11 protein-coding genes and 4 pseudogenes are annotated in these 13,716 nt (G+C 57.0%); 11 read left to right on the plus strand and 4 right to left on the minus strand.

Annotated elements, in window-relative coordinates; genetic code table 11:
* Positions 1-2 precede the first annotated feature (2 nt).
* Positions 3-1,247, plus strand: a complete 1,245-nt coding sequence (locus tag AB5Y70_RS19100) for a tyrosine-type recombinase/integrase (RefSeq protein ID WP_010674969.1) — start codon at positions 3-5, stop codon at positions 1,245-1,247.
* Positions 1,231-2,121 carry an HDOD domain-containing protein gene (locus AB5Y70_RS19105; RefSeq protein ID WP_223916935.1) on the plus strand — a complete coding sequence of 297 codons (891 nt, stop codon included), beginning with the start codon at positions 1,231-1,233 and terminating at the stop codon, positions 2,119-2,121. The genes AB5Y70_RS19100 and AB5Y70_RS19105 overlap by 17 nt, the downstream gene beginning before the upstream one ends.
* Before the next feature lie 559 nt (positions 2,122-2,680).
* Here AB5Y70_RS19105 and AB5Y70_RS19110 read toward each other — a convergent pair.
* The 3 genes and pseudogenes from AB5Y70_RS19110 to AB5Y70_RS19120 all read right to left on the minus strand — a co-directional run.
* On the minus strand, positions 2,681-3,628 hold the full coding sequence (locus tag AB5Y70_RS19110) for an IS30-like element ISAs2 family transposase (RefSeq protein WP_043171239.1): 948 nt from the start codon (positions 3,626-3,628) through the stop codon (positions 2,681-2,683).
* Positions 3,629-3,718: 90 nt separating this feature from the next.
* The gene (locus AB5Y70_RS19115) at positions 3,719-4,681 is read right to left on the minus strand and encodes an IS5 family transposase (RefSeq protein ID WP_024941324.1); all 963 of its coding nucleotides are present in this window, start codon (positions 4,679-4,681) and stop codon (positions 3,719-3,721) included.
* A gap of 79 nt (positions 4,682-4,760) precedes the next feature.
* Positions 4,761-5,536: pseudogene (locus AB5Y70_RS19120) on the minus strand (IS3 family transposase); the annotation flags it as partial.
* Between AB5Y70_RS19120 and AB5Y70_RS19125 the strand changes: the two are divergent.
* From AB5Y70_RS19125 to uvrA, 9 genes and pseudogenes are all read left to right on the plus strand, one after another.
* Positions 5,536-5,959, plus strand: a pseudogene (locus AB5Y70_RS19125) (ISAs1 family transposase); the annotation flags it as partial. The pseudogenes AB5Y70_RS19120 and AB5Y70_RS19125 sit on opposite strands and share 1 nt — an antisense overlap.
* A 259-nt stretch (positions 5,960-6,218) precedes the next feature.
* Positions 6,219-6,863, plus strand: a complete 645-nt coding sequence (locus tag AB5Y70_RS19130) for a LuxR C-terminal-related transcriptional regulator (protein WP_024941327.1) — start codon at positions 6,219-6,221, stop codon at positions 6,861-6,863.
* Positions 6,863-7,300 (plus strand): curli production assembly/transport protein CsgE, encoded by a 438-nt coding sequence (locus AB5Y70_RS19135; protein WP_024941328.1) that lies wholly within the window; start codon positions 6,863-6,865, stop codon positions 7,298-7,300. The genes AB5Y70_RS19130 and AB5Y70_RS19135 overlap by 1 nt, the downstream gene beginning before the upstream one ends.
* 11 nt (positions 7,301-7,311) lie before the next feature.
* The gene (locus AB5Y70_RS19140; RefSeq protein WP_024941329.1) at positions 7,312-7,710 is read left to right on the plus strand and encodes a curli assembly protein CsgF; all 399 of its coding nucleotides are present in this window, start codon (positions 7,312-7,314) and stop codon (positions 7,708-7,710) included.
* Between the two features lie 7 nt (positions 7,711-7,717).
* Positions 7,718-8,572, plus strand: a complete 855-nt coding sequence (locus tag AB5Y70_RS19145) for a CsgG/HfaB family protein (RefSeq protein ID WP_041204616.1) — start codon at positions 7,718-7,720, stop codon at positions 8,570-8,572.
* Positions 8,573-8,837: 265 nt separating this feature from the next.
* Positions 8,838-9,359, plus strand: coding sequence for a hypothetical protein (locus AB5Y70_RS19150; RefSeq protein ID WP_005895593.1), 522 nt, complete (start codon positions 8,838-8,840; stop codon positions 9,357-9,359).
* Positions 9,360-9,393: 34 nt separating this feature from the next.
* Positions 9,394-10,968 (plus strand): curlin, encoded by a 1,575-nt coding sequence (locus AB5Y70_RS19155; RefSeq protein ID WP_024941331.1) that lies wholly within the window; start codon positions 9,394-9,396, stop codon positions 10,966-10,968.
* A gap of 179 nt (positions 10,969-11,147) precedes the next feature.
* Positions 11,148-11,456, plus strand: coding sequence for a curli-like amyloid fiber formation chaperone CsgH (gene csgH / locus AB5Y70_RS19160; protein WP_129146543.1), 309 nt, complete (start codon positions 11,148-11,150; stop codon positions 11,454-11,456).
* An 83-nt stretch (positions 11,457-11,539) separates the two neighbouring features.
* Positions 11,540-13,135: pseudogene (gene uvrA, locus AB5Y70_RS19165) on the plus strand (excinuclease ABC subunit UvrA); the annotation flags it as partial.
* A gap of 210 nt (positions 13,136-13,345) precedes the next feature.
* Here uvrA and AB5Y70_RS19170 read toward each other — a convergent pair.
* Positions 13,346-13,459: pseudogene (locus AB5Y70_RS19170) on the minus strand (integrase core domain-containing protein); the annotation flags it as partial.
* Between the last annotated feature and the right edge of the window lie 257 nt (positions 13,460-13,716).

Raw genomic sequence — 13,716 nt, forward strand, 5'->3', positions numbered from 1 at the left:
TTATGGCAACAGTATATAGCCTTAACCAATTGCTTTACCTCGATTTTTGCTTCAAGGGGAAGCGCTGTCGTGAGCGCACTGGGTTACCCGATACAAGCCAAAATCGCCACAAACTGAAGCAGTATTGTGAACGGTTGGAGGCACAAATCACCCTCGGGCAGTTTGATTTTTGCAAAACCTTCCCAAACAGCCCGCGTTGTGGCTACTTCACCAAACTGGCCGAGCGGGAAGCCGTGTTGCGGGCTGGGTGCCCTCTGTTGTCTGATTTTGCTGAGCAGTGGTACCAGGAAAAATCGGCCGAGTGGCGAACCTCCCAGCAGGAGACCATCCGCGACATTCTTGATTGCCATCTGCTGCCGCACTTTGGCAATCAGCCGCTGAGCGTGATCGATAAGTCTGCGATCTTGGCATTCAGGACAATGATCGCTCGTTTGCCCGGGAGAGGTGGCAAGCCGATCTCAGCCTCACGGGTCAACCACATCATGACGCCGCTTCGCATGATGTTGGCAGATGCGGCAGATCGGTTCGGTTTTGACTCGCCCTGGCGCAATATCCGAGCACTCAAGATCCCCCGTAGCAACATCATGCCCTTCAGTCTTGAAGAGATTGGTCGACTGCTGGCAGTGGTGAGGGCTGACTTTCGCCCTTATTACACCATCCGGTTTTTTACCGGGCTACGTTCGAGCGAGATCCACGGTTTAACCTGGCGCCACATCGATTTCGAGCGCCGGCAGATCCTGGTGTATCAGGCATGGGTCCGCAATGAACTGATCCCGACGAAAACCGATGGCTCCTATCGCGCGGTGCAGATGAGTGAGCAGGTTTATCAGGCATTTCTCACTCAACGCGACCGCTACGATGGCAAGGTCTCACCAGATGGGTTTGTTTTCTGCACGAAGCACGGCAGCCCGTTCGAGGATCGCAATGTGGCCAATCGGGTGTGGTACCCATTGCTGTCGTTGTTAAAGCTGGAGAAGCGCAAGCCCTATCAGACAAGGCATACCGCCGCCACGCTCTGGCTCGCGGCAGGTGAGAGCCCTGAGTGGATAGCAAAGCAACTGGGCCATAACAGCACTCAGATGTTATTCCGGGTCTATTCCCGTTACGTGCCTGATCTGTCGGGTCGGGATGGGCATGCCTTTGAGCAGATGTTGGCGGGATTCGAGCAGCAGCGGCTTGCCTCGAAGGCGCTGGCGGAAAGGTGGGATTCACACGATGGGGAGGCGGGTCATGGTACACGTCACTGAATATGCGGATTGCGGCGAACTGATGTGGGCAACCAGACTGGCGGATAGCGAGGGCGAGTATGAGTGTTGGGAATTGTTATCGCCAAAGGCCGTCCATCGAGTCTCGGTCTCAGATAAATGCATGGCAACTATTGCGCCGTCGGGGCAGCTGGTACTGGCAATGCTGGGGATGGAGCAGCAGTCTGTCACATTGCGCAGTTGTCGCGCTCTGGAAGGCATCACAGGGGACGAGGGGCGTCAACTGTGGGAGTTTCACCTTGGTTTGGCCCTCAATGAGTCGCATGGCCAGATGATCCAGGCACTGTGGCGCTTCTATGCCATGTTACCGCCCGGCGGGTTACGGCGCTTTTCCCTCGGGATCCTACGTGACCGGCGTTTTATCACCGGGTTTTATCGAGGCAGGGCGAGCCATCACCATCATCATGACCATGTGGGTGGCTTGCTGGAGCACAGTGTAGAAGTGGCGATGACAGCCAGGATGTTGTGTCGTCAATACCGGCTTGATGGACGCACCGCCGACGTCGCCTTCCTAGGGGGATTGCTGCACGATGTGGGCAAACTCTACCTCTACTACAACGTGGAAGCCGGAGAGGGGATCTGCTCCCAGCATGAAGCCCTGAACTTCATGAAGTTGGAGCCACACCTGCAAAGTCTGATGAGCCAGGATCCCCGGGCATTTGAAGCCCTGTCGGCCTGCTTGTCCGCATCGATTGGCAAGCCGCTTATCCAGTATATGCCGGAGACTATCGTCAAGATGGCGGATCGATTATCGGCCGAAGTATTCAACTGGCGCAGGGTGTTTGCAGGATTGCCCGATTTTTACTGGTTTCGGAAATCGACCAGCGATACGCGGATTTACAAGCGGCTGGATTGATGGCGTGGTCGTGGGCTTAAACCGGTTTTAAAGAAGAGCTGGCAAGATGGTGGCATCACCCACAACGTCCGATGGGGCTCTTGCCGGGGGTAAACAGGTTGCGTGTTGAGATAATGCGGGAGGCAATATGTTGGTAAAAGCGATAGTTCCGACGGAGCAGGTCGTAGATGTTATCTGTGATGTGTGTGGTGACTTTCTGGAATTGGATTTTGCTTTTGGCCATGATCTCGCACCTCGATAACTGTACGTAAGATCAGTATAGTTCGTGGTAACTGACTGCTAATCATGGGTAATCAGGAAGGGTTTAATCAGATAGCAAAACACCGAGATGTTGGTAGTCACACAAGGGAAGGTGCGAATAAGTGGGTAGCACCTTCCTCTTTGATTGCTAGGTCGATTTTTGACTCGGCCCTTTTCTAAAATTGCCCCATTTTCTTCAAAAATCAGGCTTTATAACCATTTTCACCCCCTTTCTGGGGGTATTCCCCGATTTTAGGTAGATCTTTCCTGTGCCCTTATCAATTGATCCGCGAATTCAACTTCGAAGTGCGACACTCGCCTATGCCGCCTGACGGTACTCTTCGAATACCTTGACAGGCTGCCTGAATCCGAGACATTTCCGAGGTCGTAGGTTGAGCCACTGCTCCGCTCTCCTGACATCCTCGTCCGTGACCTCTCTCAGGTCTGTTCCCTTTGGGATAAACTGCCTCAACAGCCCATTGCTGTTCTCGTTCAGACCGCGCTCCCACGAAGAGTAAGGGTGCGCAAAGTAAGTCTCGGCACCCAGCGCTTCCTCTATCGCCTTGTGTTCGGCAAACTCGCCGCCGTTGTCAAAGGTGATAGTATGCACCTGCTCGATGTAGGGCGTTAACATCTCGATTATCGCATCCCGCACCACCCCAGCCTGTTTGCTCGCGACCCGCTTGACCAGATAGAGCCGGCTCTTGCGCTCCACCAGGGTGACCAGTGCACCTGTGCCTTGCTTGCCCAGCACCGTGTCCGCCTCCCAATCACCGAGCCGCTCCCGGCTATCGACGATAGCCGGCCGTTCATCAATAGAGCGGGCTTCCTTGATGGGAGAACGCAGGCTGCTCGCCCCCTTGCGGTAGCGCTTGTGGCCCTGGCGCAGATGGCGGTACAACTGGCCACCCCGGGCTTTGTCGGCGGCCACATGGCGGTATATCCACTCGTGACTCACCATGAGGCCTATCTGCTTGCCCACCGTGCTTATCTGCTCCGGGCTCCACCACCAGGCGAGTGTCAGCTCGACAAACTGGATGACATCGGCAGATAGCCGAGATTTGGCCGCACTGGCCCGTCGGTGGGTGGCGTGCTGATGCGCATTGTCTGGCTGGTAGCCCTGCGGCCCGGCGTTACGACGCAGCTCCCGGTAGAGGGTGGAGCGATGAACGCCAATGGCGCGTGCGGTGGCAAGGATGGACATCCCCTGTGCGCGAAGCACCGATAACTGGTATCGTTGCCCCTCGGTCAACTGCTGATAGCTCATGGTGATACTGCTTATACTTTGGCGAGCAGAAGGGTACCACCAATCAGCAGTTGGCCACCTCTCGCCATTCATCCATGAGTGTCGCACTTATTATCTGAATTCCCGATCCACTCGGAACAGGTTCGCCAGCGTAAACAGCATCGCCAATTGATTGTCGTTCTTCATCAGCCCCTTGTACCGCGCTTTGACGAAGCCAAACTGACGCTTGATGAGCCGGAATGGGTGTTCAACCTTGGCTCGGATGCTGGCCTTGAGTCTTTCAAACTGGATAACGGCCTTGTTCTTGCGCGGACGTTGTTTGAGCGCTTTGACCTTGCCTGGGCGTTCGGTAATGGCCCATTCGACCTTTACCCCAGCCAACTCCTCACGCTTGGGTGCCCCTTGGTAACCGGCATCACCAAACACAAATTCCTCCTTCCCGTGCAGCAGATTGCCGGCTTGATTGAGGTCGTGCTCATTGGCCGCGGTGGTTGCCAGGCTATGGGTCAGGCCGCTTTTGGCATCGACGCCGATATGGGCCTTCATGCCAAAGTGCCACTGGTTGCCCTTCTTGGTTTGGTGCATCTCGGGGTCGCGCTGCTGGCGCTTGTTTTTGGTCGAACTGGGGGCCTCGATGATAGTGGCATCAACCAAGGTCCCCTGAGTCATCATGATGCCGGCGTCAGAGAGCCACTGATTGATGGACTCGAAGAGCTGGCGAGCCAGTTGGTGCTGCTCCAGCCGATGGCGGAAGTTCATGATGGTGGTACGGTCAGGGATAGCTTGGTCGAGGGAAAGCTTGGCAAAGAGGCGCATGGAGGCAATCTCGTAGAGCGCGTCCTCCATCGCTCCGTCACTGAGGTTGTACCACTGCTGGATGCAGTGGATACGCAACATGGTCTCCAGCGGATAGGGGCGACGACCATTGCCGGACTTGGGATAAACGGGCTCAATCACGGCCAGCATTCTTGACCAGGGCAGCAACGCCTCCATACGGGCAAAGAACGCTTCTTTTCGAGTTTGACGGCGTTTGCTGTGGAACTCGCTGTCGGCAAATGTCAATTGATGAGTCACGTTGAGCTTCGTCCCTGATGCCAAAATGATGTGGCGATGATCTCACATCAAGGACTTGTTCGCACCTTCCCCAGCGTTTGAGCTCCTCGCTGATGTATTCCGGACCGTTATCACAGCGGATGGCCGCCGGTTTGCCACGCCACGCTATCACCTGCTCCAACGCCCGTTTGACCCGCGAGGCGGGAAGCGAAAAATCGACTTCGATACATAACGCTTCCCGGTTGAAATCATCTATCACATTGAACAACCGCACCGAGCGTCCATCGGACAGCTGGTCATGCATGAAGTCCATCGACCAGCAGGTATTGGGTTTTGCAGGAACCGCCAACGCCGCCGGTTTTGCACGCACCAGCCGTTTCCTGGGTTTTATCCGCAGGTTGAGCTCCAGTTTCCGATAAATCCGGTACACCCGCTTGTGGTTCCAGCCAAACCCTTTGACGTTGCGCAAATAGAGGAAGCAGAGCCCGAAGCCCCAGTTGCGCTGGCTGGCTGTGATGCGCAGCAGCCAGTCGGCGATGAGCTGGTTCTCTTCGGCCAGTACCGGTTGGTAGCGATAGCAGCCTTCGCTGACCCCGAACACCCGACAGGCGAGCCGGATGGAGAGGGCGCAGTGAGCGACCGCCTGGGTGGCCATCTCCCGGCGGGTAGATGGCGTCACCACTTTATTGCCATGGCCTCCTGGAGGATGTCGGCTTTGAGGCGCTCCTCGGCATACATCTTCTTGAGGCGGCGATTTTCCTCCTGGAGGTCCTTGAGACGAGCCATGAGGGAGGCGTCCATGCCGCCGAACTTGGCGCGCCACTTGTAGAAGGTGGCGCTGCTGATGCCATGCTCGCGGCATAGCTCGGGGATGGGTGGCGGCGGGCGAGTTGGCCGCCCAGTTTCCTCATTGGGAACAGTTGCACAGCATTGGCGTGGCCATCTCTTATCGCATTGAAAACATGAAAAAAGCCACCCTTGAACATCACTACTTCATCTGTTCAAAAACGCTGGAGCGGGATGAGTTTTCTCGGGCGGTGCGTGGGCACTGGGCCATCGAAAATAGCCTGTACTGGGTACTTGGTACTGGATGTCACGATGGGCGAGGATGATTGCCCAATCTATCGGGGTGATGCGGCAGAGATTTTAGCGTGCATCCGGCACATGGGGCTGAACATGCTCAGGGCCGAGACTTCACGTAAGGCGAGCGTAAGACGGAAGCAAAAAATAGCAGGAATGAGCAGCGAATATCTGGAAACGGTACTCAATGCGGGCCTGAAAAAATTGGGTGAATTTTAACAAAATGTTCACGCTCTCACCCTGGGGCTAAAGGTATAATGACAGTTGGCATATCGATGTCTCATTGCTGCCCCCCCCCTAAATGGGGTGGATCATAGATCATTGTATTTTCTACAAAAAAAATTTTCCATCGAGTTTTAATGACGTCTAATGCTTTTTTAATGCTGTATAAAAACCGGTGTTTGATACTCTCTTGCGACCATTATTGGCGAATAAAAACTATTCAAGCCGATAGGCACACAGTTCAAGGAAGAGCTCCATGACGACAGAGATTCCATTGGTACTCGTGACCGAAGGCAATGTTCAGGCGACGACCTTCACCACCTACCTGATGGCCCAACTCGGTGAACCAATACGCCTGATTAGCCATCCCGATCAACTATTGGCTATCGAGAATTGCAACCTGTTCCTGATCGATCTGGACTATCTCAAGTCGAGCCAGCAGTTTGGCTGGAGCCGGGATATAGCCGCCTTCGAATCGGCCAGCACGATATTACTCAATGCGCCGACCAGCACGAATCGCGATCTGCTGCTGCTGTGGCCCAATACCAGCGGTCTCTTCTTTCGTCAGGATCCCTTGGATCACTTGGTAGCCGGTATCAAGAAGGTGATGCTGGGGGAGTTTTGGATCCCGCGTCATCTGATGTGCGAGCTGGTCCATTATTACCGACAGGGCATGGAGCCAGCCCAACGCAGCCAGAATCTGCTGACGGTCCGAGAGCGCGAGATCATTCGCTATTTGATGACGGGAGCCTCCAATACCGAGATAGCTGACACCCTGTTTGTCAGCGAGCACACCATCAAGTCCCACCTTTATAACGTCTTCAAGAAGTTGAACGTCAAGAATCGGTTGCAAGCCGTGAGCTGGGCTAAAGATTACCTCGATATGACGAGCTCCTACTGATGCGAACTTGGCTGCTCTGTCTCTGGTTGATCTCTGGTGCCCTAGCTGCCAATGAAGGGGATGCCAACACGCCTCTGGAATCGCTGCAACCCGAGCAGGAGAGCGACAGGATAGAGATTGGGGGTCTGGTGATAGACCGTACCTTCACCCGTTTCGGTCAGGTTTTTTATCATCACTTCAGCCGATTGCGAGAGGACGAGGATCCGAATGCGCGGGAGAACATCACCATACATGAGCGGCCGACTGCGCGCTGGGGCAGCCTGATCTGGATCACCCACAATCGCAAGGTGCTGTTTAGGACGGCCCTCTCCCCGGTGCGCAGTCAGGGAGAAGCTGCAGCGCAGCAGGCCTGGGTCCAAGTGAACGAAATTTTACAACAGCAGAAGGTCGCCATCCTGTTCATGGATACCTTCGATCTGGAACACGATGAACTATAAGGATATAGCATATGTGCTCACGCCTCCTGCTTCTGGCACTGACGGTCAGCATGACCGCTTCTGCCTCCGAGCTTATCTATCGGCCTACTAACCCCAGCTTTGGCGGTAACCCGCTCAACAGCAGTCATCTGCTGGGCACGGCTAACGCCCAGAACGACTACAAGGATCCCTCCACTGGCAGCAGCAGCGGCACCTCGGCTCTGGACAGACTCACCTCCAGTCTGCAATCGCGGCTGGTGAGCCAACTGCTGGCCGACATCGGCAAGGATGGCAGTCAAAGCGGTAGCCTGGTCACCGACGAGTTTGCGATCAATGTGGTGGATGAGGATGGCACTCTTGCCGTTTCCATTACCGACAGATCGACGAATGAAACCACCATGATAGAAGTGAATGGCCTGATCGCCGACTGAGGACGTTATGACAAGGACACCGTTATTTACCGCCCTGCCTTTGCTCGCCATTCTGTTTGCTCTGGGGGGGTGTGCTACCCATATAGGCTCTCCCGAGGCGGATGAGAAGGCGACCCTGATGCCGAGATCCATCTCCTACAAAGAGTTGATCAGCCTGCCCAAACCCAAGGGCAAGATAGTGGCCGCCGTCTATGATTTTCGCGATCAGACCGGTCAGTATCTGCCAGCCCCAGCCTCCAACTTCTCCACCGCAGTGACCCAGGGTGGGGTCGCCATGCTGAGCACGGCGCTATGGGACTCCCAGTGGTTCGTGCCTCTGGAGCGGGAAGGGCTGCAGAACCTGCTGACCGAGCGCAAGATAGTGCGGGCCACGCAAAACAAACCCAATGTGCCCGGCAATAATCAGCATCAATTACCCTCTCTGGTGGCGGCCAATATCCTGATCGAAGGGGGCATAGTGGCCTATGACAGCAATGTGCGTACCGGCGGTGCCGGGGCCAAGTACTTCGGCATAGGGGCGAGTGGCGAATACCGGGTCGATCAGGTGACCGTCAATCTGAGGGCCGTCGATATCCGCTCCGGCCGGATTCTCAACAGCGTCACCACCTCCAAGACCATCTTGTCCCAGCAGGTGCAGGCCGGAGTGTTCCGTTTCGTCGAGTACAAGCGCTTGCTGGAGGCCGAGGCGGGCTTTAGCACCAACGAACCGGTACAGATGTGCGTCATGTCTGCCATCGAATCGGCGGTGATCCGGCTCATTGCCAACGGGGTGCGAGACAACCTCTGGCAGCTGGCCGATGCGCGGGACATGGAAAACCCCATACTGCAGGGTTATCTGCAAGACAGCGCCCCCATCCTCTAGTCGAGGCAGCGTCGCTAGTTTCTATCTATCGCTTGCCCCTTTCAGCTCCTCTCCACAGGCCCATCATGGGCCTGTTTTCATGGTCTATCCCCCCTCCATCCCTTGGCGCGACACCTGCAAAAAAGAGGCATGGCTCAGCTTGACCTCAGCCTTTTCTACCAGACAAACCCTGGATCCGAATCAGCCTCGAATCAGCTGTGTGCCTGATGGCCCTGGCCCGGGGGGCTGGGGATACTGGACCCGCACTTCAAAAAGGTAATCACAGATGAAATACCTGAATCCCGTCCTGCTGATCATGAGTCTGCTAGGCCTGCCCGCATTGGCGCAGGACCTGGCTTCCCTGAGTGAACTGGGTCAGGGCAACGAGCTTGAGCTGGTTCAGCGGGGGGAGGGCAACCAGGCCCACCTCTGGCAGCTTGGCTCGGATAACGAATTGCAGCTCAGCCAGTCAGGCAATGACAACCAGATCCGCCTGATGCAACAGGGCCAGCAGCAGCAACTGCGACTGGATCAAGTCGGCGACAACAACTGGGTAGATGCGGTCCAGCTCGGAGTTGGCAACAGCGCCGAGCTCTACCAGGCCGGTATCGGCAACCAGATCTGGCTGTGGCAACAGGGGATGGACAACCAGGCCTGGATCAGCCAGAGCGGATATGACAACAGGGCACGGGCCGTTCAGCTCGGTGATGGCAACTTGGCCAGCATAGAGCAAAACGGCTCCGGCCTATCGGCCACCGTCATTCAGACGGGCGCCAACCAGCAAGTGAGAGTAGTTCAAACCAACTGAGCCCAGGCTCACACCAAAGCACGAGAGGGAAATCATGTTCAAACGTACCATCATCGCCTCTGCCGTATTACTGGCTACTTCCAGCGTCTGGGCGGCTTCCGCCAACAACCAGGCGACCGTCGCCCAGACCGGCAACAACAACTTGGCCACCGTCGAGCAGATCGATAGCAGCAACCACAATCAGGCGAGTATCAGCCAGATTGGTGCCGACAACGAAGCGAAGACCATCCAGAAAAACACCAGCCAGTCCGAAGCCAGTGTGGCTCAGGTCGGGGCAGGCAACGATGCCCTGGTGACCCAGGAGTCCAGCACCGCAGGATCCGTCGCCCAGGTGGCAAGCACAGGCAACTTCAACGTCGCGACCGTGACCCAGCAGGTGTTCAACGAAGGCTCCCACGCCTCCGTGGCCCAGGTCGGCAACCACAACAGTGCCGACGTGATGCAGGATAACGGTGATGGTGCCAGCTCCACCGTGAGTCAGGTTGGCAACAACAACGATGCCAGCATCAACAACTATTGGTCCGATAAAGCCATCGCCAACGTCAGCCAGCTTGGCAACAGTCACGAAGCCAGCGTTTCCCAGCAGATTGCCGATGGTGCCGAAGCTCAGGTGGCCCAATCCGGTCAGTTGAACAAAGCCACCGTCACTCAGGCCACCAATAATTATGGTTACGCCTATCCGGAGGGGACTCTGGCAAAGGTGACTCAATCGGGTAGCGGCAACGAGGCCCTGGTCGACCAGCGCGATCTCGATAACAAGGCTTATGTCACCCAGAGCGGTGTCGATGGCTATGTGAAGACGGCGCAGTCTGGCTCTGCGGCCGGTGAGGGCAACACCCTGACCGCCAATCAGGCTGGTACCAACGAGAGCGCCACCCTGACCCAGGTTGGCAACCGTAATGAGATCGAAACCAGCCAGACTGGCCGTGACGATGCATTGACCATCGATCAGCTGGGCGATGACAACTTGGCCACTGCCTATCAGGGCGGTGTCGGTGAGCAGAGCTCCATCACCCAGGTGGGTGACGGTAACCTGGCCGATACCGAGCAGAGAGGGTCGGGCAACCAGGCCAGTGTCGATCAGATGGGTGACGGCAACCAGGCCGTGGTCAAGCAGCTGGCGAGCAGCACCGCTGGCGTGGTGACCATAGATCAGAGCGGTGATGACAACTACGCCAACGCGGTGCAGGAAGCGGGCAGCAACAACCAGATCGCCATCGACCAGCAAGGGGATCGCAACCAGGTGGCGGCCGCGCGTGATGTGCAAGGCAAAGGCGCCTGGACCTGGGGTTCAGACAACGAGCTGACCGTGGCCCAGACCGGCAACGACAACTGGGCCTATGCCGATGCGTCCCACTCCGGCTCTACCGTGACCGTGACCCAGACCGGCGACCTGAACAACGCCTCTGTCGAGTCCTACCTGGGTAGCGACAACGATCTGACCGTCAGCCAGACCGGCAACAACCATGTGGCCGACGTCTATGTCAACGCCGGTATGAATGGCGGTGGCAACCTGGTCGATGTGGTACAGACTGCGAGCTTCAACACGGCTCAGGTCGATGTCTATGGCAGCAACAACCACGCCTATGTTTATCAGGGCGGCAACTGATGATTTGCACATTCGGGGGCCTGCGGGCCCCTTTTTTATTGGTGCGAACCCGGGACTGGCTGGCTGGTCCATGCCATCAGACCACTCCCCTGCACCGGCGGCTAGTGATGCTGCTCCTATGGCTCAGCTTGTCTCCCTCGGGATGGGCGGGCGAGTCAGAACCGGCCAAGGAGGCCAAGGTGATCCCCAAGATAAGCCTCAATGTCCAACAGGGGCCGACCGGCCTCTCCCTGGCCCCTACCCTGCAAAGCGACCAGTCGGGGGCCGTTACCTTTGCCCTGGATCTCTGGAGCCAGGGGGCGGGGGGGCGCAGTCATCAGCGCCAGAGCGGGGGGGCCGAACTGGTCGCCAACCGGCCCCATGGCGTGGGACGACTGAGTCTGGGACTGGCTTGTCCCTATCAGGCAAGAATACGGTTGCAGCTGTGGCAGGGGGCCTTGTTGCTGAGCGAGATCGACCAGACATTCGAGTGCCCCTCATCTCCATGATTTCCCGTCTGGACTGTCTATTCATCCAGTAGTCTCTATGCCATACTGGCCCGCTCTGGTTACCGTATCGAGCGCGCAACAAGATGGAAAAAATCGTGATCCGGGGTGCCCGCACCCACAACCTCAAGAACATCAATCTGACTCTTCCCCGCGACAAGCTGATCGTGGTCACCGGCCTCTCTGGCTCCGGCAAGTCTTCTTTGGCGTTCGATACCCTCTATGCCGAAGGCCAGCGCCGTTATGTGGAGTCCCTCTCCGCCTATGCCCGCCAGTTCCTCTCCCTGATGGAGAAGCCGGATGTGGATCATATCGAGGGCTTGTCGCCGGCCATCTCCATCGAACAGAAGTCTACGTCTCATAACCCGCGTTCGACCGTCGGCACCATCACCGAAATTTATGACTATCTGCGCCTGCTGTTTGCCCGGGTGGGTGAGCCTCGCTGCCCCACCCATGCCATACCGCTCGCCGCCCAGACCATCAGCCAGATGGTGGATCAGGTGTTGGCTCAGCCAGAAGGCAGCAAGCTGATGCTGCTGGCGCCCGTGGTGCGCGATCGCAAGGGGGAGCACAGCAAGCTGCTGGAGAACCTGGCGGCTCAGGGTTATATCCGTGCCCGCATCGATGGCGAGGTGTGTGACCTCTCGGATCCCCCCAGCCTGGAGCTGCACAAGAAGCACACCATCGAAGTGGTGGTCGACCGTTTCAAGGTGCGCGAGGATCTGGCCCTGCGCCTCGCCGAGTCCTTCGAGACGGCCTTGACCCTCTCCGGCGGCATCGTGCTGGTGGTGCCCATGGACGGGGAGGAGGGGGTTGAACCCATGACCTTCTCGGCGAATTTCGCCTGCCCCGAGTGCGGTTACTCCATGTCGGAGCTCGAACCGCGGATCTTCTCCTTCAACAACCCAGCCGGTGCCTGCCCCACCTGCGACGGCCTGGGTGTGCAGCAGTACTTCGATCCCGCCAAGCTGATCCACGATCCGAGCCAGAGCCTGGCAGGGGGCGCCATCCGTGGCTGGGACAAGCGCAGCTTCTATTACTTCCAGATGCTGAAATCCCTCGCCGAGCACTATCAGTTCGATCTGGAGCTCCCTTGGGGGGATCTGCCCGCCAAGGTGCAGGAAGTATTGCTGCGGGGCTCGGGCAAAACCGAGATCGAGTTCCGCTACATGAACGACCGTGGTGATGTGGTGGTGCGCAAGCACCCCTTCGAGGGGATCTTGCACAACATGGAGCGCCGCTACCGGGAAACCGAATCCAACTCGGTACGCGAAGAGCTCTCCAAATACATCGCCAACAAGTCCTGCACCAGTTGCGGCGGCAGCCGTTTGCGGGAGGAGGCGCGTCACGTATTCGTCGATAACCGCAACCTCTCCGCCATCGCCGAACAATCCATCGGCGATGCGCTGGCCTTCTTCGAGGGGCTGGCGCTCACCGGCCAGCGTGCCCAGATAGCGGACAAGATCCTCAAAGAGATCGTCGAGCGGCTCGGTTTTCTGGTCAACGTGGGCCTCAACTATCTGAGCCTGTCCCGCAGCGCCGAGACCCTCTCCGGCGGCGAAGCCCAGCGCATCCGCTTGGCGAGCCAGATAGGTGCCGGTCTGGTGGGGGTCATGTATGTGCTGGATGAGCCCTCCATCGGCCTGCACCAGCGGGACAACGAGCGCTTGCTCAAGACCCTCAGGGGATGGTCAGCATGCGGGCTCCCCCTCTGATTTCAAATGTTAGAAAGTTCAAGAGCGAAACAGTCGTCCCATCATGTTGACTTTCCTAGGGAAGGTGCGAATAAGTGGGTAGCACCTTCCTCTTTGATTGCTAGGTCGATTTTTGACTCGGCCCTTTTCTAAAATTGCCGGTAATCCCCCATATTCAGGGGCATTCAAAAGTAGAGGTCAGGCGGCCCGCGCCAGGTGCTGCTTTGGCGTGTAGCCACCCAGCGCCATATTAGGCCGCTCATGGTTATAAACCCATTGCCATTGCGTGGCAAATTCCTGCAATTCATCGCTGAGAATCCCATTCTGCAATGCCCAAGCAGCCTGTATGAAGTCGCCAAGCAGCTGAATGCTTGGTGTGAAAGCTGAATAGGTTGGTGGTGTGGTAAAATTACAACATCGTAGGGGAAGGCGCAGAGGTCGATGCCACTTTATGTCAGCTTATGGGTAAATTTTACCTGATTACCCATGATTAGCAGTCAGTTACCACGAACTATACTGATCTTACGTACAGTTATCGAGGTGCGAGATCATGGCCAAAAGCAAAATCC

Source organism: Aeromonas sp. s1(2024), assembly GCF_040908005.1.
GTDB classification, from domain to species: Bacteria; Pseudomonadota; Gammaproteobacteria; order Enterobacterales; family Aeromonadaceae; genus Aeromonas; species Aeromonas caviae.